The organism is Roseicyclus marinus (assembly GCF_036322625.1).
Lineage (GTDB): Bacteria > Pseudomonadota > Alphaproteobacteria > Rhodobacterales > Rhodobacteraceae > Roseicyclus > Roseicyclus marinus_A.
Genome location: NZ_AP027266.1, coordinates 2,993,750 through 3,010,747 on the forward strand (window position 1 = coordinate 2,993,750; position 16,998 = coordinate 3,010,747).

The 16,998-nt window shown below is 65.3% G+C and carries 20 protein-coding genes; 3 read left to right on the plus strand and 17 right to left on the minus strand.

Annotated features, from left to right (window positions below; all coding sequences use genetic code 11):
- The first annotated feature begins 38 nt into the window (after nt 1–38).
- Both AABA51_RS14405 and AABA51_RS14410 read left to right on the plus strand, forming a co-directional pair.
- Nucleotides 39–692, plus strand: a complete 654-nt coding sequence (locus tag AABA51_RS14405; protein WP_338272693.1) for a ferredoxin — start codon at nt 39–41, stop codon at nt 690–692.
- Entirely contained in the window at nt 683–1,183 is a 501-nt protein-coding gene (locus AABA51_RS14410) for a SixA phosphatase family protein (protein WP_338272694.1), read from the plus strand. Before AABA51_RS14405 ends, AABA51_RS14410 begins: the two co-directional genes overlap by 10 nt.
- A gap of 230 nt (nt 1,184–1,413) precedes the next feature.
- Here AABA51_RS14410 and AABA51_RS14415 read toward each other — a convergent pair whose 3' ends face one another.
- The 11 genes from AABA51_RS14415 to AABA51_RS14465 form a co-directional block, all read right to left on the minus strand.
- Nucleotides 1,414–2,214 (minus strand): amino acid ABC transporter ATP-binding protein, encoded by an 801-nt coding sequence (locus tag AABA51_RS14415; protein ID WP_338272695.1) that lies wholly within the window; start codon nt 2,212–2,214, stop codon nt 1,414–1,416.
- Between the two features lie 11 nt (nt 2,215–2,225).
- Nucleotides 2,226–3,725 carry an amino acid ABC transporter permease gene (locus AABA51_RS14420; protein ID WP_338272696.1) on the minus strand — a complete coding sequence of 500 codons (1,500 nt, stop codon included), beginning with the start codon at nt 3,723–3,725 and terminating at the stop codon, nt 2,226–2,228.
- Nucleotide 3,726: 1 nt separating this feature from the next.
- Nucleotides 3,727–4,941 (minus strand): amino acid ABC transporter permease, encoded by a 1,215-nt coding sequence (locus tag AABA51_RS14425; protein ID WP_338272698.1) that lies wholly within the window; start codon nt 4,939–4,941, stop codon nt 3,727–3,729.
- 127 nt (nt 4,942–5,068) lie between these two features.
- Complete coding sequence (locus tag AABA51_RS14430) at nt 5,069–6,091, minus strand: amino acid ABC transporter substrate-binding protein (RefSeq protein WP_338272699.1); 1,023 nt, start codon at nt 6,089–6,091, stop codon at nt 5,069–5,071.
- A 232-nt stretch (nt 6,092–6,323) separates the two neighbouring features.
- Nucleotides 6,324–7,046, minus strand: coding sequence for an ATP12 family chaperone protein (locus tag AABA51_RS14435; RefSeq protein ID WP_338272700.1), 723 nt, complete (start codon nt 7,044–7,046; stop codon nt 6,324–6,326).
- A complete protein-coding gene (locus AABA51_RS14440; RefSeq protein ID WP_338272702.1) occupies nt 7,043–7,723 on the minus strand; it encodes an HAD-IA family hydrolase in 681 nt (226 codons plus the stop codon). The genes AABA51_RS14435 and AABA51_RS14440 overlap by 4 nt, the downstream gene beginning before the upstream one ends.
- On the minus strand, nt 7,720–8,763 hold the full coding sequence (locus AABA51_RS14445) for an RluA family pseudouridine synthase (RefSeq protein WP_338272703.1): 1,044 nt from the start codon (nt 8,761–8,763) through the stop codon (nt 7,720–7,722). Before AABA51_RS14445 ends, AABA51_RS14440 begins: the two co-directional genes overlap by 4 nt.
- Nucleotides 8,760–9,134 (minus strand): fluoride efflux transporter CrcB, encoded by a 375-nt coding sequence (crcB, locus tag AABA51_RS14450; protein ID WP_338272705.1) that lies wholly within the window; start codon nt 9,132–9,134, stop codon nt 8,760–8,762. The genes AABA51_RS14445 and crcB overlap by 4 nt, the downstream gene beginning before the upstream one ends.
- A gap of 122 nt (nt 9,135–9,256) precedes the next feature.
- Entirely contained in the window at nt 9,257–10,570 is a 1,314-nt protein-coding gene (locus AABA51_RS14455; protein ID WP_338272706.1) for a replication-associated recombination protein A, read from the minus strand.
- 46 nt (nt 10,571–10,616) lie between these two features.
- Nucleotides 10,617–11,198 carry an acyl-homoserine-lactone synthase gene (locus tag AABA51_RS14460; RefSeq protein ID WP_338272708.1) on the minus strand — a complete coding sequence of 194 codons (582 nt, stop codon included), beginning with the start codon at nt 11,196–11,198 and terminating at the stop codon, nt 10,617–10,619.
- An 86-nt stretch (nt 11,199–11,284) separates the two neighbouring features.
- Complete coding sequence (locus tag AABA51_RS14465) at nt 11,285–11,896, minus strand: helix-turn-helix transcriptional regulator (protein WP_338272709.1); 612 nt, start codon at nt 11,894–11,896, stop codon at nt 11,285–11,287.
- A 132-nt stretch (nt 11,897–12,028) separates the two neighbouring features.
- On the opposite strand from AABA51_RS14465, the gene AABA51_RS14470 reads away from it, so the two are divergent.
- Nucleotides 12,029–12,172 carry a hypothetical protein gene (locus AABA51_RS14470; protein WP_338272711.1) on the plus strand — a complete coding sequence of 48 codons (144 nt, stop codon included), beginning with the start codon at nt 12,029–12,031 and terminating at the stop codon, nt 12,170–12,172.
- 94 nt (nt 12,173–12,266) lie between these two features.
- Here the strand turns inward: AABA51_RS14470 and rplQ are convergent, their stop codons facing one another.
- From rplQ to secY, 6 genes are all read right to left on the minus strand, one after another.
- Entirely contained in the window at nt 12,267–12,692 is a 426-nt protein-coding gene (gene rplQ / locus AABA51_RS14475) for a 50S ribosomal protein L17 (protein ID WP_338272712.1), read from the minus strand.
- 136 nt (nt 12,693–12,828) lie between these two features.
- Entirely contained in the window at nt 12,829–13,845 is a 1,017-nt protein-coding gene (locus AABA51_RS14480) for a DNA-directed RNA polymerase subunit alpha (RefSeq protein WP_338272713.1), read from the minus strand.
- 115 nt (nt 13,846–13,960) lie between these two features.
- Nucleotides 13,961–14,350, minus strand: a complete 390-nt coding sequence (rpsK, locus tag AABA51_RS14485) for a 30S ribosomal protein S11 (RefSeq protein WP_277826050.1) — start codon at nt 14,348–14,350, stop codon at nt 13,961–13,963.
- A gap of 15 nt (nt 14,351–14,365) precedes the next feature.
- On the minus strand, nt 14,366–14,734 hold the full coding sequence (rpsM, locus tag AABA51_RS14490) for a 30S ribosomal protein S13 (RefSeq protein ID WP_338272715.1): 369 nt from the start codon (nt 14,732–14,734) through the stop codon (nt 14,366–14,368).
- Between the two features lie 241 nt (nt 14,735–14,975).
- Complete coding sequence (locus AABA51_RS14495; RefSeq protein WP_338272717.1) at nt 14,976–15,554, minus strand: adenylate kinase; 579 nt, start codon at nt 15,552–15,554, stop codon at nt 14,976–14,978.
- Nucleotides 15,551–16,921: a preprotein translocase subunit SecY gene (gene secY, locus AABA51_RS14500; protein ID WP_338272719.1), complete on the minus strand. Its 1,371-nt coding sequence runs from the start codon at nt 16,919–16,921 to the stop codon at nt 15,551–15,553. The genes AABA51_RS14495 and secY overlap by 4 nt, the downstream gene beginning before the upstream one ends.
- Between the last annotated feature and the right edge of the window lie 77 nt (nt 16,922–16,998).

The following is a 16,998-nucleotide window of genomic DNA, read 5'->3' on the forward strand; positions in this document are numbered from 1 at the left end:
GTAACGACAGGGGCACGACAGGCACCGGGGGATTAACCATGCGCTGCGAGGATATCGACGAGCGGCTCTCGGCGCATCGGCTGGAGGTCCTGGGCGGGTTCCATCCCGGCCCCGAGGACGGCGCACCCGAGGGGTGCGAAACGCTCCTGATGATCGGGCCGCGCGAGCCGGGGTTCTGGGCCCATGTCACCGCCGAGCCGGAATTCGCCGATGGTGCCCCCGATCCGCTGGACCGCTGGTCGCGCCGGGTGATCGGGCGGCTGGCCTGCGATCTGAGGGCCAAGGCGCTGTTCCCCTTTGGCGGGCCGCCCTGGCATCCGTTCATCGGCTGGGCCAAGCGCACGGGCCGGGCACAGGCCAGCCCCGTGACGTTGTTGGTCCATGACCGGGCGGGGTTGATGGTGTCCTACCGGGGCGCGCTGGCGCTGCGGGAGCGGATCGCGCTGCCGGACCCACCGCCCGCCCCCTGCGCCCCCTGCCCCCGCCCCTGCGAGACGGCCTGCCCTGTTGGCGCATTGAGCGCGGCGGGTTATGATGTGGAGGCGTGCCACGCCTTCCTCGAGACCGAGGGTGGGCGCGATTGTCTCGAGCAGGGGTGCCGCGTGCGGCGGGCCTGCCCGGTCAGCGAAACCTATGGCCGCCGCCCCGAGCAGTCGGCGTTCCACATGCGGAGCTTTCACCCATGGCGCTGACCCTGATCCTGACCCGCCATGCAAAATCGGATTGGGACGATCCCGAGCTGCGCGACCATGACCGCCCGCTGAACCCGAGGGGTCTGTCGGATGCGCCCAGGATCGGGGCCTGGCTGAGGGACAAGGGATATGTGCCGGGACAGGCGCTGGTATCCTCGGCCACCCGCGCGCAGGAGACATGGGTGGGGATCGCGCCCGTGCTGGGGCAGGCGGTCGCCGTGACGACCGAGCCAAAGCTCTATCATGCGGAGGCGGAGACGATCCTGTCGCATCTGCGCCGCGCGGAAGCCCCCGTGGTGATGATCGTGGGCCACAATCCCGGCATCGGGGAATTCGCGCATCGGATCGTGGATGAGCCGGCCGCCCATCCCCGGTTCATCGATTATCCGACCTGCGCGACGCTGGTCGCGGACTTTCCCGGTGACGACTGGGCCAGCGTCGATTGGTGGGCGGGGCGCGTGGTGGATTTCATCGTGCCGCGCGATTTGTGAGGCGGGCACGAAACTGCCGTTTCGTGGTTGGGAAAACTGGAGTTTTCCCGGACGCAAAACTAGAGTTTTGCGGGTGGGAAAACCCGGGTTTTCCCACGCCGCCCGTGGCGCGTGACGCGCGCCTAGAGCGCGTCGCGTTCATTCGCAGTCACGCGCCGCACTCTAACCTTTTGATGTCGCATGTCCGGGAAGCGCAAAACCGGTTCCCACTTTTGCGCGACATGCTCTAATCAGTGACCGAGGATCTGGCTGAGGAACAGCTTGGTCCGGTCGTTCTGCGGATTGTTGAAGAAGGCCTTGGGCTCGTTCTGTTCGATGATCTGGCCCTGGTCCATGAAAATCACGCGGTTCGCCACGGCCTGGGCAAAGCCCATTTCGTGGGTCACACAGAGCATCGTCATGCCTTCTTCGGCGAGCGCGATCATCGTGTCGAGCACTTCCTTGATCATCTCGGGGTCGAGGGCGGAGGTCGGTTCGTCAAACAGCATGATGCGGGGCCGCATGCAGAGCGACCGCGCGATGGCCACGCGCTGCTGCTGACCACCCGACAACTGGCCGGGATACTTGTTGGCCTGTTCGGGGATCTTCACCTTTTCGAGGAAATACATCGCCGTTTCCTCGGCCTCGCGCTTGGGCACCTTGCGGACCCAGATGGGCGCGAGCGTGCAATTCTCGAGGATGGTGAGATGCGGAAAGAGGTTGAAGTGCTGGAACACCATGCCGACTTCGGAGCGGATCTTGTCGATGTTCTTGAGGTCGGTCGACAGGACCGTGCCATCGACGGTGATGTTGCCCTTCTGGTGTTCCTCAAGCGCGTTGATGCAGCGGATCAGCGTCGACTTGCCCGAGCCGGAAGGGCCGCAGATCACGATCCGCTCGCCCCGGTTCACGGTCAGGTTGATGTCGCGCAGAACGTGGAACGTTCCGTACCACTTGTTCATGTTGGTGATCTCGATGGCGATCTCGTCGGAGACCGTCATGTGGGACCGGTCGATTTCGCGGTCCTGAAGGGCGGCTTGCGCGTCGCTCATGATGTCTCTCCTCAGCGGCGGTCGGTCGCGAGCTTGCGCTCGAGATACATGGAATAACGGGACATGAAGAAGCAGAAGGTGAAGAACAGGAGCGCCACGAAAATGTAGAGTTCCCAGTAGATACCGTTCCATTCCCCGGTGGCGCGGATGGCATTGGTCAGGCCCAGCGGGTCACGCAGGCCGATGAAGACCACCAGCGTCGTATCCTTGAAGAGCCCGATGAAGGTGTTCACGATCCCCGGGATGGAGATCTTGAGCGCCTGCGGCAGGACGATCAGGCGCATCGATTTCCAGTAATCGAGGCCAAGGCTGTCGGCGGCCTCATACTGACCCTTGGGCAGGGCCGCGAGGCCACCGCGCACCACCTCGGCCAGGTAGGCGGAGGCGAAGAGGGTCACCATGATGATGACGCGCAGCAAGAGGTCGAAATTGGTGCCGGGCGGCAGGAAGTAGTTCAGAAGCAGCGAGGCGGTGAAGAGCCACACGATCAGGGGCACGCCGCGGATGACCTCGATGAAGGTGACGCAGACCCATTTGATGAGCGGCATGGAGGATTGCCGCCCCAGCGCCAGCACGATGCCCAAGGGCAGCGACAGGACGATCCCCGAGGTGCCGATGATGATCGCCAGCATGAAGCCGCCGAAATCATCCGAGGTGATCGCGGGCAGGCCGATGGGCAGGATGGACCCCAGAAGGCCCGAGACATGCGGCAGGAGCGGGAAGAGACCCGAGATGCCGAGCGGGGCCAGCGGATTGAGAAAGACGCACAGGAGCGTCACGATCATGGCAAGACCGCCGAAGAGCCCGCCGAAGCGCGCGCCCACGATCTTGAGCACGTAGAGCGACAGGGCGAGGCCCAGCGCGACCGAGATCGGCCCCCAGATCGACCCGCCCCAGAGCAGGAAGACCGCGATGAAGGGATAGACCAGCGAAAAGAGCAGCAAGCTGCGCGGCAGGCTGGAATAGAGCACCGGGGCCACCGCCACGACCAGGAGCGCGAGCGCTGCCAGCGGGCGCCAGTAGCCGAAGAAGAAGACCAGCGTGTTGCCGAGATCGGCGCGCATCGCGGCGACGAATTCGATCCGGTCGGTGGCGTTGGAGCCGGGGCCGAAGACCGCGTCCATCCCGCCGGCGGCGGCCAGTTCGTCGGCATAGAAGAGCCGCGCCATGAGCGGTGCGTCGATCGGGTAGAAGCCGAAGAGCATCTGCAGCCAGCGTTCGTTGATCACGGCCCAGCAGGCCGCCGAGGTCAGGCCGCGTTCGTCGCGGATGGCGCGGCATTCGCTGAGCGAGCCCGCATCCCAGATGCCGTTCAGCGTCCAGGGCAGGATGGCGGCGAGGATCGTGTAGACGAAGTAGAGCGCCAGAAGCGTCAGGAGCGCGTTGGGGATGGAGGAGAAGAGATTCTCGCGGATCCAGCGCAGCACGCCGGTCTGGCCCGGCGGCGGGGCGGCCGGGGGCAGGATCTCGGTGCGGACGAAGGCGGCGCTGTGGGCGTGGGTTTCACTCATCTCAGCGCTCCTTCAGTTTGACGCTGGAGTTGTAGACGTTCATCAGGCTCGAGATGACGAGGCTGGTGATGAGGTAGAACAGCCCCAGAAGCAGCATCCCCTCGAGCTCGCGCCCGGTCTGGTTGATGGTGATGCCGCCCAGCGTCGAGCGGACGTCCATGTAGCCCACGGCGATGGCGAGCGAGGAGTTCTTGGTCAGGTTCAGGTATTGCGAGATGAGCGGCGGGATGATCACGCGCAGGGCCTGCGGCAGGATGATCAGCTGCATCGTGCGGTTGGGCTGGATGCCGAGCGCGAAGGCGGCTTCGGTCTGGCCCTTGGACACGGCGAGGATGCCCGAGCGGACGATCTCGGCGATGAAGGCGGAGGTGTAGAGCGAGAGCGCCAGCCAGAGCGCGATGAAGGAGTTGCGGACCTGGATGCCGCCTTCGAAGTTGAAGCCGCCGAGCGCGGGGTAATCGAGCGTGACGGGGCGGCCCATCACGTAGAAGGCGAGGAGCGCGGGCAGGAAGAAGAGGCCCAGCGACATCCAGAACACCGGAAGCTGCTGGCCGGTCTGTTCCTGGCGCTTGCGCGCGTAGCGGCGCAGCACGAAGATCGCGGCGATCGACAGCAGGAACACGGCCACGACGATGCCCGAGCCCGCGCCCCAGACGGGAGCGGGGATGTAGACGCCGCGGTTGGTGATGGCGACGCTGTCCCAGAAGATCATCGAGGAGCTGCCGCCTTCGCGGAATTCGCGGGGCAGCGGCGTCGCCTCGGTCATGACGGCGAAGACGATGTAGATCCAGATCAGCAGCGGCGTGTTGCGCATCGCTTCGACGTAGACGGTCATGATGCGGGCCACGAGCCAGTTCTTGGACAGGCGCAGCACGCCCGCCAGAACGCCGATCACGGTGGCGAGGATACAGCCCAGAACGGCGACGAGCAGCGTGTTGAGGATGCCCACCAGAGCCGCGCGGGCATGGGTGTCTTGCGAGGAAAACGGAATGAGCTGCTGGTTGATGTCGTAGCCCGCGGTCGACCACAGGAAGCCGAAGCGGATGTCCTTGCCCAGCGCGGCAAGGTTGGTGACGGTGTTGTCCACCAGTTCGACCAGCAAGAGCATGATCAAGATAGCCGCCACGACCTGGATGGTCAGGGAGCGATACCGCGCATCGTACAGCAATTGGCTGAGACGAAAGGATTCGCGGGGTGGGGCGGTCATATCGGCCATGCGCACTCCACTTAAAAAAAGGCCGCACCGATCGGATAAATCCGATCAGCAGGGGCGTGGGGATGACGAAGGAGCAAAGAGAGCGGTGGCCCGGGCAAAGCGATGCCCGGGCCGATATCCATGACGATCAGCGGAAGGGCGGTGCGTAGAGCAGGCCGCCATCGGTCCACTGGGCGTTCAGGCCACGCGCCAGACCCACGGGGGTGTTTTCGCCGATGTTCTGTTCGAACACTTCGCCGTAGTTGCCGACGGCCGCGATCACGTTGACAGCCCAGTCGTTCGACAGGCCGATCATCGCGCCCAGTTCACCCTCGGTGCCGAGGAGACGGTTGATTTCCGGGTTGTCGGTCGGTGCGGCTGCGAGTTCACGCACGTTGGCCGAGGTCACGCCGTATTCTTCGGCGGCGACGAGCGCGTTGAGCGTCCAGCGCACGATGTCGCCCCAAGCGTTGTCACCGTGACGCACGACCGGGCCGAGCGGCTCCTTGGACACGATTTCCGGAAGGATCACGTGCGCGGAAGCGTTTTCGAAGGTGGCGCGGGTCGCGGCGAGGCCCGACACGTCGGTGGTGTAGACGTCGCAAGCGCCGGCGAGATACTGCTGCTGGCCTTCGGCGTTGGTGGCGACCGGAACCGGCTCGTAGCTGATGTTGTTCACGCGGAAGAAGTCAGCGAGGTTGAGTTCGGTCGTGGTGCCGGTCTGGATGCAGACGGTGGCGCCATCGAGCTCGGTGGCCGAGGACACGCCGAGATCGGTGTTCACCATGAAGCCCTGGCCGTCGTAGTAGTTGACGCCCATGAAATCGAGACCGAGGTCGGTGTCGCGCGAGAAGGTCCAGGTGGAGTTGCGCACCAGGACGTCGACTTCGCCAGCGGCGAGCGCGGTGAAGCGCGTCTGGCTGGTCAGCGGGACGAATTCCACGGCCTGCGGATCGCCCAGAACGGCGGTCGCGATGGCGCGGCACAGCGAGACGTCGAAGCCCGACCACACGCCATTGGCGTCGGGAGCCGCGAAGCCTGCGAGACCTTCGTTGGAACCGCAGAGCAGCGAACCGCGTGCCTGCACCTGTTCCAGCGTGGTCTGCGCCGACGCGATCCCTGCCGCCAGGCCGGCGACGGCGAGCGTGCCGAAGAATACGGATTTTTTCATGTTAACCTCTTCCTGAAGGACTGCCCTTTGGGCATTGGTTTTTGGTTGCCCAAGGGGCCCGTCGTGGGTCTGCGAGAGACTTTTGCCCCCCAACCGCTGCCAAAATGGGCGAAGTGGACGCAAGAGGTCAAGCGAAACGGTCGGAGTTTCCCCGGTGTCACCCGGTTAATTTGCCAAAAAAAACACCAGTGCGCCTGTTTTGGGTGCAGTTTTCGCAACAAGGCTTGGCCAGTCAGGCGGGCGTGCCGTCGCACATCGTCCAGAATGTATCGGCCTGGAGGAATTGCGCACTTTTGATCGCGGCGGCCTCGGTCGCGTCTTCGTCCGCGCCCCATTGCTCGATCTGCCAATCCTCGTCGATTCGCGACAGGGCCCAAGCGGTTTGGGGGTCGATGTGGCGGCGGGCGACCGCAAGACCCAGGAGGATCGAGCCCGAGAGCGTCACGAGATCATGAAGGGCTGTCAGGCGGAATTCGTCGAGCGCCATGACGTGGCCGAGCAGCGCATCGAGGCTGGCTTGCGGCTGGGGCACGGGCAGGATCCCCGCCGTGGGCACGAGCCGCGCGCCCAGCGTATCGGTGGCCCAGGACAGGATCGGGTCCCAGCCCTGTGCCTGTCTTGCGATCAGTTCGGCGGGGGATGTGGCGCGGTGGCAGGTCAGGTCGGTTTCGCCATAGGCGGCGAGCATCGCGGCGACCTCGGGCTTTTGGGGGCGGACGCGTTCGATGGCGGAATTGGCGGCGCGGGTGACGGGCATGGTCAGGGGTTTGATTTCGCCGTCTTGCGCGGCCCATTCGGCGGCAATGGCCGCTGCCATGGGTTCGGTCGGCACGACCAGGGGCTGTTTGCCCGGTGTCTGGACCCGGCGGGTATCGAGCAAGATGCCGAAGCCGCCCTCGGTTTCGGTTACGGACACGTCTTTCCAGAAGCGTTTCGCCGTCCAGCCGCCGGTCATGCGGGAACCCCCAGTTGGTCGAGTGTTTCGGAGAGCGCCGCGAAGCTGTCGATGAGCGCATCGGCCCCGGCGCGGGTGAGCGCCGTGGCCGGGTGATAGCCCCATGTCACGCCGATGGTGCGGATGCCCGCGGCGCGGCCCATTTCGATGTCGAAGGTGGTGTCGCCAAGGATCACGGCGCGGCGCGGATCGACGCCCGTGTCGCGCAGGCAGGCGTGGATCATCGAGGGATGGGGTTTGGACGGGTGATCATCGGCGACCTGCATCGATTGGAAGAGCGGGCCGAAGCCATGCAGCTCGATGATATGGTCGAGCCCCCGGCGGGATTTGCCGGTGGCGATGGCCAAAAGCGTGTGATCCTGCGCCGCCAGATGGTCGAGCACTGCGCGCGCGCCGGGAAAGAGCGGCGAGAGTGCTGCGCCATCGGGCGAGAGGCGGAGGCGCGCGAAGGCCTCCTTGTAGGCGGCAACGAGGGTCGCGTGGTGCTGCGGCAGGTCCGGGGCAAGGCGGGCCATGGCGACGGGGAGCGACAGGCCGACGATGGACAGCGTATCCGCGCGGGGGGGCGCGGGCAGGTCATGGGCGGCAAAGGCCGCATCCATGGCGGCGAGGATATGGGCCTGGCTGTCGATCAGCGTGCCGTCGACATCGAAGATGACGAGACGCAGCTCGGTCATTCCTCGTCCTCGAACGGGTCGGCGGGGACATCGGCCGCGCGCCATTCCATCGCATCCCATGTCTTTTGCATATGGGGCGGCAGGGGCGCGGTGATGACGAGCCGCGCGCCGGTCACGGGATGGGTCATGGTGATGGAGCGGGCATGGAGGTGCAGCTTGCGGCTGATTTCGCCGCCGAGCTGCGCGCCCCAGCCATCGCCGAGGTTTTCCTGACCCGAGCCGCCGTATTTGCCGTCGCCCACCACCGGGTTGCCCAGTGCGGCCATATGGGCGCGCAGCTGGTGGGTGCGGCCCGTGACGGGGACGAGCGCGACCCAGGCGGTGCGGGTGCCGAGCGCCGAGAGCGTGGCGTAATCGGTGACGGCGCGTTTGGCGCCCTCGGTCGCGTCGACCTGATCGAGGGGGATGGTGAGCATCTTTTCCCCCTCCCCGCCCGCGCCGCGGCCCGGTGCCTTGACGAGGCCGGTCTTGATCGTGCCCATCCGGGGGCTGGGGACGCCTGCGGTGGCGGCCCAGTAGATCTTGCGGGTGGATTTGGCGCGGAAGGCTTCGGTCAGGGCCTGGGCGGCCTGACGGGTGCGCGCGAGCAGGAGGACGCCCGATGTGTCCTTGTCGAGGCGGTGGACAAGGCGGGGTTTGTCGGCGGCGTCGAAGGTGAGCGCCTCGGCCAGGCCGTCGACATGGCGGGTGTGGCCCGATCCGCCCTGCGTGGGCAGGCCCGGCGGCTTGTTGAGCGCGATGATGTGGTCGTCGCGGTAGATGACGGCGGCGCGGATCATCGCGGCATCCGCATCCGAGATGCGGGATCTGGCGGGGGCTTCGGGCGCGCCCTCATCGGGAAGGGGGGGGATGCGGATCGCCTGCCCCTCCTCCACCCTTGTGGCGGGTTTGGCGCGGGCGCCGTCGATGCGGATCTCGCCCTTGCGGCACATCTTTTCGATGCGGCCCTGCGGGATATGGGGGAAGTGGCGGCGGAACCAGCGGTCGAGGCGCTGATCCCCCTCGCCCGCGGCAACGGTCAGGGTCTGGACGCCGGTCATGAAAAGCTCCGCGCAAGCGCCATGCCGGCGAAGAGCGCGGCGATGGAGAGGGTGACATTGGCAAGGATGTAGAGGGCCGCAAGACCCAGCGCGCCGCGTTCGTAAAGCGTGACCGCCTCGAGCGAGAAGGCGGAGAAGGTGGTGAAACCACCCAGGATGCCGGTGGCGACAAGCGGGGACAGATGGGTCAGGCCGCGTTGGGCGGCGGCGGTGATGAAAAGGCCCATGGCGAAGGAGCCCACGATATTCACCGTCAGAACGCCCAAGGGCATGGGCGTGTGGCCGAACAGGCGGATGAGGCCGATGCCGGTGAGGTATCGGAGCACGGCGCCGAGGGCGCCGCCAAGGGCCACTTGCAGGATCGCGGTCATGGGTCGGTGCATGGGTCGGGCGGGGGGCGGAGTCAATGGGTGGGAGGGAGACGGCGAAAAACTCGAGTTTTTCGTCGTGGAAAACCCGGGTTTTCCACGGCGTTTTCCTCGAGGAAAACGCCTTACCCCCTGCGTTTGGCGCGCAGGCCCTCGAACCAGTCGAGCCGCTTTTTCAGATCGCGTTCATAGCCGCGTTCGACGGGCTGGTAGAAAGACGGGCGCGACATGGTGTCGGGAAAGTAGTTCTGGCCCGAAAACCCGTCCTCGGCGTCGTGGTCATAGGCATAGCCCGCGCCGTAGCCCTGATCCTTCATCATCTTGGTCGGCGCGTTCAGGATATGCTTGGGCGGCGGTTCGGAGCCGGTCGAGCGCGCGCTGGCCCGCGCCGCCTTGTAGGCGACATAGGCCGCGTTCGATTTGGGGGCGAGGGCGAGGTAGATCACGGCCCCGGCCAGCGCCAATTCGCCCTCGGGGCTGCCCAAGCGCTCATAGGTGGCCCAGGCGTCGAGGCAGTGGCGCTGTGCTGCCGGATCGGCCAGCGCGATATCTTCCACCGCCATGCGGGTGAGGCGGCGGGCGAGGTAGCGGGGGTCTTCGCCGCCTTCGAGCATCCGGGCGAACCAGTAGAGCGCGGCGTCGGGGTCGGAGCCGCGCACGGATTTGTGCAGCGCCGAGATCAGGTTGTAATGCGCCTCGCCCGATTTGTCGTATTGGGCGGCGCGGCGTTGCAGGCGGGCGGCCAGCTGGTCGGTGGTCAATTGCCCTTCGACCTTCCACGCCGCGACCTGTTCCACGAGGTTGAGAAGCGCGCGGCCATCGCCATCGGCCATGTCGATCAGCGCCACCCGCGCCTCGGGGCGGAGCGGCAGGGGGTGGTGAAGCTCGAGCTCGGCATGGGCGACAAGCTTTTCCAGCGCGGCCGTGTCGAGCCGGTTCAGCACGAGCACCTGCGCGCGGGACATGAGCGCGGCGTTCAATTCGAAACTGGGGTTTTCGGTCGTGGCCCCCACCAGAAGGATCGTCCCATCCTCCATATGGGGCAGGAAGCCGTCCTGCTGCGCCTTGTTGAAGCGGTGGATCTCGTCGACGAAAAGGAGCGTCCCCTGCCCGTTCGCGTGGCGCAGTTTCGCCGCCTCGAAGACTTTTCGCAGATCGGGGATGCCGGTGAAGATCGCGCTGATCTGGACGAAATGCAGATCGATTTCCTGCGCCAGAAGGCGGGCGATGGTGGTCTTGCCCACGCCCGGCGGCCCCCAGAGGATGAGCGAGGTCAGCGCGCCCGCATCGAGCATGACGCGCAGCGCGCCATCGGGGCCAAGGAGGTGATCCTGCCCGATGACATCGGAGAGATGCGCGGGCCGCAGGCGATCGGCCAGGGGCCGGGGGCCCGTGGGCTTGCGGGGCTGATCTGGCTGCGACTGGTCGAACAGGTCCATGGCGCGCAGGCTACGCCCGGCGCGGGGCGGATGCCAGAGCCGAGCATCAATGCATCTTGGAGGCCATGGAGACGAAGAAGCAGCGATGCGCCACGCCGCCGATCTTCATCACCGGGCCTGCCGGTTCCATGTCGATGCCCAGCCGCCGGCCTAGGCGGGGAATGGCGATGGGCAGAAGGCCGATCAGCGTGGAGGCCCCGAGCGCACGGGCGGAGCGCACCATATGGCCCATGAGCGAGAGCTGAACCTGGTGGCGGATGTCGGTTTCCACGCCTTCGGCCACGAAGAGGCGGTTGGCATCCCAGATATGGGCCGCGATGGGGGCGGGATCATCGAGCAGGTTGGCGGGGATCGAGGACAGGAGCCCGCGCTGCGCATCGCGCACCATGTAGGAATAGACGCCACAGCGCGCCGTGGTGGGCGTCAGGCGCAGTCCCGCCAGCACCCTGTCGCCCTGATGGACACAGACCCAACGGCTTTGGGCGGTGTCGTATTGGTCGAATTCCATGCCATCGGCGCTGGGCAGGTCCCAGTTCATGCCATCGACGAAGGTGCGGTGGCGCGCCTTGAGCATGTTGGCAAAGAGCGGGCCGTGCTGGTGGAAATTGGTGAAGGACAAGGTCGTCATCTGCATGGGTGCCCCCCGGGTTGTGGTCGTTGCAACAAGACGTGCAGCGCGGGGCGCGCGGTCATGGCAGCGGCAGCGGGTCCGGCTCAGATCAATCCGTATTCCTTGGCCCTTTGCACGGCTTCGGCCGTGGTGCGGGCCATCAGTTTTTGCCTGGCCGAGGTCAGGCGTGCCTTGAAGGCGCTTTCGGATATGCCGAGACGGGCGGCGGCAGCGGCATGGCGGTCCCCTTCCGCGATGCATTTCAGTGCGTCGGCCTGGGCGCGCGACAGGCGCGCGGGCGGCTCGGACAGGTCATGCATGCGCTGCACGATCCTGTGGACATGGGACATCTCGTCATCGGTGAATTCGCGGTCGGCGCGCGCGGCCCCGGCGATGGTGCGCGAGGACATGGGACCGATGGAGGCGATCATCCCGTAGACAAGGCCGTAGCCTGCGGCCTCGGGCAGGATGCCGAAGGGATCGGGCAGGCCGATCTGGGACCAGCGGCGGGTGCCCGAATGGCTGAGGCCCCAGGCAAGCGTCGGGTCGCGCAGCCCGTAAAGCTTGGCGGTATACACTTCCTGCCAGCTCTCAGGGTAGGTGTTCACCATGATCAGCGGCGAGACATAGCGGATGTGCAGGCCGACGGCGAAACCACCGGGGGCAACAAGTGCCAGTTCATGCAACAGAAGATCGAGAACGGGCGCTTTGGACATATGAAACTATCTAAAAGTACATGAACTTTTAGACAGGTTGTCTGGTTTACGGTCAACCGTAATCTTTACCGTGGTCAAACACGGGTGAGGCTGTTGGACAAGAAGATCGACCCGGATCTTTTTGCGCGTCTCATGCAATTGCCGGCGCGCGCGCGGAAAGATCTTTTCGAATATATCGGACAAGGGCCGATGGCGGAGCCGCCTGCGGATGCGCTGGCCCATGCGCTGTCCACCGTGGCGGCAGAGGCGGCCAAGACGGGCGGGCCGAAGGGCTGAGCGCGGGCAGGCTGAAAGCCATATCCCGAACGCAAAACGCCCCGGACGGGACCGGGGCGTTTTTTCTGTGTCGATCGGCTGTGCCGGGGCGCGGTCACGCCTCTTCGGCGGCTGCCTCTTCGGCGTCGAGACGGGCGCGGTCGGCGGCACCCTTGGCATCGACGTCGCGATCGACGAATTCGATGATCGCCATGGGCGCCATGTCACCGTAGCGGAAGCCGGCCTTGAGGACGCGGACATAGCCGCCCTGACGCTCGGCGTAGCGGGGGCCGAGCACCTCGAAGAGCTTGGCGACATGCATGTCCTGCTTGAGCTGGGCTGCGGCCTGACGGCGGGCGTGCAGGTCGCCACGCTTGGCGAGGGTCACCAGCTTTTCGATGACCCGGCGCAATTCCTTGGCCTTGGGCAGGGTCGTCTTGATCTGTTCGTGTTCGATGAGCGAACCCGACATGTTGGCGAACATCGCCTTGCGATGTTCGTGGGTCCGGTTCAGGCGGCGGTATCCGCGGGCGTGACGCATGGTCTTTCTCCGTTCACATTTTGCTTTGTCCGGAGGCCCGTGCGTGCAGGCCTCTCACCTATTGGGGCGGTATTGCCCGGGGTTTGATGGTGGGTTTCACCCACCCTACCGGTGTAGGGTGGGTGAAACCCACCGATCAGAAGTTGTCTTCGTACTTCTTGGCCAGTTCCTCGATATTGTCTGGCGGCCAATCGACGATGTCCATCCCGAGATGCAGGCCCATGCCCGAGAGCACTTCCTTGATCTCGTTGAGCGACTTGCGGCCGAAGTTCGGGGTGCGGAGCATCTCGGCTTCGGTTTTCTGGATCAGGTCGCCGATATAGACGATGTTGTCGTTCTTGAGGCAGTTGGCCGAACGGACCGACAATTCCAGCTCGTCCACCTTTTTGAGGAGGAGCGGGTTGAATTCGAGATCGTCGTCATCGTCGGCGCGGCCTGCGGCCTCGGGCTCGTCGAAGTTCACGAAGATCGACAGCTGATCCTGCAGGATGCGGGCGGCATAGGCCACGGCGTCATCGGGCGTGATCGAGCCATCGGTTTCGAGCTTGAGCGTGAGCTTGTCGTAGTCGAGCACCTGCCCCTCGCGGGTCGGCTGCACGTCATAGGACACTTTCTTGACCGGCGAATAGATCGCGTCGATCGGCATCAGGCCGATGGGCGCATCCTCGGGGCGGTTCTTGTCGGCGGAGACATAGCCCTTGCCGGTGTTGACCGTCAGTTCCATGTAGAGGTTCGCACCGTCGTCGAGGTGGCAGATCACGTGATCCTTGTTCAGGATCTCGATGCCTGCGCTCTCGGAAATGTCGCCCGCGGTCACGACGCGCGGACCCTTGGCCGAAACCGACAGGCGCTTGGGGCCGTCGGCCTCCATGCGGATCGCCACGCCCTTGAGGTTCAGGACGATGTCGGTGACATCCTCACGGACGCCAGCAACGCTGGAGAACTCGTGCAGAACGCCATCGATCTGGACCGAGGTGATGGCCGCGCCCTGGAGCGAGCTCATCAGCACGCGCCGCAGCGCGTTGCCGAGCGTCAGGCCGAAGCCCCGCTCGAGCGGTTCGGCGATCACCGTCGCCTTGCGCGCTGGATCGGTGCCCGGCTGGACAACCAGCTGCGCCGGCTTGATGAGCTCTTGCCAATTCTTGTGGATCATGCGTCGCCTCCATTCTTGTGTCCGGGCGATCCGGCCCCGACACGCTCGAGGATCAAAATGACGTCAGCGGGCCGCGCAAACGGTCGCGCAGCCCGCCGGGGAATAACGATATGCCTCAGACGCGGCGGCGCTTGGGCGGACGGCAGCCGTTGTGGGCCATCGGCGTCACGTCGCGGATCGACGTGATCTGGAAGCCGGCGGCAGCCAGGGCGCGCAGCGCGCTTTCACGGCCCGAACCGGGGCCCTGAACCTCGACCTCGAGGGTCTTGACGCCGTGTTCCTGTGCCTTGCGGCCCGCATCCTCGGCGGCCATCTGGGCGGCGAAGGGGGTCGACTTGCGGCTGCCCTTGAAGCCCATCGTGCCGGCGGACGACCACGAAATGGCGTTGCCCTGCACGTCGGAGATCAGGATCTTGGTGTTGTTGAACGAGGAATTCACGTGAGCAACGCCAGCGGCGATGTTCTTGGAAACCTTGCGCTTGGCGGGACGACGATCGCGTGCCATTGAACCAGCCCTCCCTTACTTCTTCTTGCCGGCGATGGCCTTTGCGGGGCCCTTGCGCGTGCGTGCGTTGGTGTGGGTGCGCTGACCGCGCACGGGCAGGTTGCGGCGATGACGCAGGCCGCGGTAGCAGCCGAGGTCCATCAGGCGCTTGATGTTCATCTGCACTTCGCGGCGCAGGTCGCCTTCGACGGTGTAGTTGGCGTCGATATGCTCGCGGATCTGGAGCACTTCGGCGTCAGACAGCTGGTTGACGCGGCGGGTCTGGTCGATGCCGACGGCGTCGCAGATCTGCTTTGCCGAGGCGTGGCCAATGCCCGCGATATAGGTGAGCGCGATGGGAACGCGCTTGGACGTGGGGATGTTCACCCCTGCGATACGTGCCAAGGTCGTCAGTCCTTTTCGTTGCGAGCCCGTGATGCCAGGCCCTTTTTTCACAACAACAGGCCCTTGGCCGGAATGGCCGAAGGACCCGATCTTTCAGGTCGAAGGGATTGGGCCCGTGGGCCTGCACCGCTCATGATTCCCGGAGGGAAGCCGCCGTTTAGGCGCAATCTGGCGGGGCGTCAAGGTCTGCAGGCCCCCGCCTGTCAAGAGAAATCGTCAAACACCAACGATGGAGACGCGATCAGCCCAGAAGCGCGTCGATCTGGGCTGCGACCTCGTCAATCGGGGCAAGGCCGTCGACACCCTTGAGCAGGCCCTTGGCGTGGTAATAGCCCACCAGCGGCGAGGTCTGCTTGTAATAGGCCATCAGCCGGGTCTTGAGGCTTTCGGCATTGTCGTCGGCGCGCACGGGCTTGCCTGCGGCGCGGGCTTCCTCGGCGCGGCCGACGATGCGGTCGACGAGCACCTCGTCATTCACCTGCAACTCGATCGCGGCGTGGATCTCCTGCCCCATCTCGGCCATGAGGGCCGCCAGCGCATCGGCCTGGGCCAGCGTGCGGGGGAAGCCGTCGAAGATGAAACCGGAACCGCCCTGCGCCAGTTTCTCGCGGATCAGGCCGATGACGATCTCGTCGGTGACGAGCTGCCCCTTGGCCATGACATCGGCCACGATCTTGCCCATCTCGCTGCCCGAGGCCTGCGCCTCGCGCAGCATGTCGCCGGTGGAGAGCTGGACCATGCCGCGCGACTTGGTCAGGTGACCGGCCTGCGTGCCCTTTCCCGCGCCGGGCGGGCCGAGAAGGATGATGTTGACGCTCATCGACGCTGCGGTCCCTTGGCCGGCTTGCGGGTGCCGGACTTGCGGCCACGCAGCTGGGATTTCTCGATCAGGCCCTCGTATTGATGGGCCAGAAGGTGGCTCTGGATCTGCTGCACGGTATCCATGCCGACCGAGACGATGATCAGGATGGAAGTGCCGCCGAAATAGGCCGTGATGGCCAGGTTCGTGCGCACCATTTCCGGCAGAAGCACGACCAGCGCCAGATAGGCCGAGCCGAGCACGAGGATACGGTTGACGACGTATTCCAGATACTCGGAGGTCTTCTTGCCCGGACGGATGCCGGGGATGAAGCCGTTCTGGTTCTTGAGGTTGTCGGCCACGTCATCCGTCTTGAAGGAGACGTTGAGCGTGTAGAAATACGTGAAGAACACGATCATGCCGCCGAAGAACAGCAGGTAGAGCGGCTGACCGGGGCCGAAGTTCGCCAGCACCCAGGACATGACCGGACCCGCCGCTTCACCGCCCGAGAAGGTGGTGAGCGTGGTCGGCAAGAGCAGGAGCGAGGAGGCGAAGATCGCGGGAATGACGCCTGCGGGGTTCACCTTGACCGGCAGGTGGCTGGAGCCGCCGTCATAGACCTTCATCCCCACCTGGCGGCGCGGATACTGGATGTGGATCTTGCGCAGGCTGCGTTCCATGAACACGACGAAGAAGAGCGTCGCGATCAGCATGACGATCACGCCCAGAACGGCGGGGGTCGTCAGGGCGCCGGAGCGGCCAGATTCGAAGAATTGCGCAAGGGCGGCGGGAATTTCGGCGATGATGCCCACGAAGATGATGAGCGAGATGCCGTTGCCGATGCCACGGTTGGTGATCTGTTCGCCCAGCCACATCAGGAACATGGTGCCGCCCACCAGCGTGATGACGCAGGCTGCGCGGAAGAACCAACCCGGATCGGAGGCAAGACCGCCCGCCTCCATGCTGACGGCGAGGCCGTAAGCCTGCGCGGTGGCCAGCGCGACGGTGCCGTAGCGGGTGTATTGGTTCAGCTTCTTGCGGCCCTGTTCACCCTCTTTCTTGAGCTGTTCGAGGGCGGGAACCATTGCCGCCATGAGCTGCACGATGATCGAGGCCGAGATATAGGGCATGATGCCGAGCGCGAAGACGCCCATGCGCGAGAGCGCGCCGCCCGTGAACATGTTCAGGACGCCGCCCAGACCCGCCGCCGCCTGATCGAAGAAGGCGCGCAATTCGACGCCGTCGATGCCGGGCACGGGAATATAGGTGCCGATGCGGTAGATGATCAGAAGGCCGAGGGTGAACCAGATGCGCTGACGCAGTTCGGTCGCCTTGCCGAACGCGCTCCAGCTCATGTTCGCGGCCATTTGCTCCGCTGCTGATGCCATGCCGCCTCTCTGATGGGCAATGCGCCGCCGGACCGGATGGCGATCCTGCGGCGCGTAAGACTTGAGGGGTTATGTAG

Coding starts and splice junctions, on each gene's coding strand:
- AABA51_RS14460 (WP_338272708.1), bottom strand. CDS start 11,198: ATGACGACCTTGTCCTTCACCAATTTCCACCAGCACGGCCCGCTCTTT.
- AABA51_RS14445 (WP_338272703.1), bottom strand. CDS start 8,763: ATGACCGGCGTCCAGACCCTGACCGTTGCCGCGGGCGAGGGGGATCAG.
- AABA51_RS14430 (WP_338272699.1), bottom strand. CDS start 6,091: ATGAAAAAATCCGTATTCTTCGGCACGCTCGCCGTCGCCGGCCTGGCG.
- AABA51_RS14420 (WP_338272696.1), bottom strand. CDS start 3,725: ATGAGTGAAACCCACGCCCACAGCGCCGCCTTCGTCCGCACCGAGATC.
- AABA51_RS14410 (WP_338272694.1), top strand. CDS start 683: ATGGCGCTGACCCTGATCCTGACCCGCCATGCAAAATCGGATTGGGAC.
- AABA51_RS14405 (WP_338272693.1), top strand. CDS start 39: ATGCGCTGCGAGGATATCGACGAGCGGCTCTCGGCGCATCGGCTGGAG.
- AABA51_RS14470 (WP_338272711.1), top strand. CDS start 12,029: ATGCAATTGCCGGCGCGCGCGCGGAAAGATCTTTTCGAATATATCGGA.
- AABA51_RS14455 (WP_338272706.1), bottom strand. CDS start 10,570: ATGGACCTGTTCGACCAGTCGCAGCCAGATCAGCCCCGCAAGCCCACG.
- rpsK (WP_277826050.1), bottom strand. CDS start 14,350: ATGGCACGCGATCGTCGTCCCGCCAAGCGCAAGGTTTCCAAGAACATC.
- crcB (WP_338272705.1), bottom strand. CDS start 9,134: ATGACCGCGATCCTGCAAGTGGCCCTTGGCGGCGCCCTCGGCGCCGTG.
- AABA51_RS14465 (WP_338272709.1), bottom strand. CDS start 11,896: ATGTCCAAAGCGCCCGTTCTCGATCTTCTGTTGCATGAACTGGCACTT.
- AABA51_RS14440 (WP_338272702.1), bottom strand. CDS start 7,723: ATGACCGAGCTGCGTCTCGTCATCTTCGATGTCGACGGCACGCTGATC.
- rplQ (WP_338272712.1), bottom strand. CDS start 12,692: ATGCGTCACGCCCGCGGATACCGCCGCCTGAACCGGACCCACGAACAT.
- secY (WP_338272719.1), bottom strand. CDS start 16,921: ATGGCATCAGCAGCGGAGCAAATGGCCGCGAACATGAGCTGGAGCGCG.
- AABA51_RS14480 (WP_338272713.1), bottom strand. CDS start 13,845: ATGATCCACAAGAATTGGCAAGAGCTCATCAAGCCGGCGCAGCTGGTT.
- AABA51_RS14435 (WP_338272700.1), bottom strand. CDS start 7,046: ATGACCGGCGGCTGGACGGCGAAACGCTTCTGGAAAGACGTGTCCGTA.
- AABA51_RS14495 (WP_338272717.1), bottom strand. CDS start 15,554: ATGAGCGTCAACATCATCCTTCTCGGCCCGCCCGGCGCGGGAAAGGGC.
- AABA51_RS14415 (WP_338272695.1), bottom strand. CDS start 2,214: ATGAGCGACGCGCAAGCCGCCCTTCAGGACCGCGAAATCGACCGGTCC.
- AABA51_RS14425 (WP_338272698.1), bottom strand. CDS start 4,941: ATGGCCGATATGACCGCCCCACCCCGCGAATCCTTTCGTCTCAGCCAA.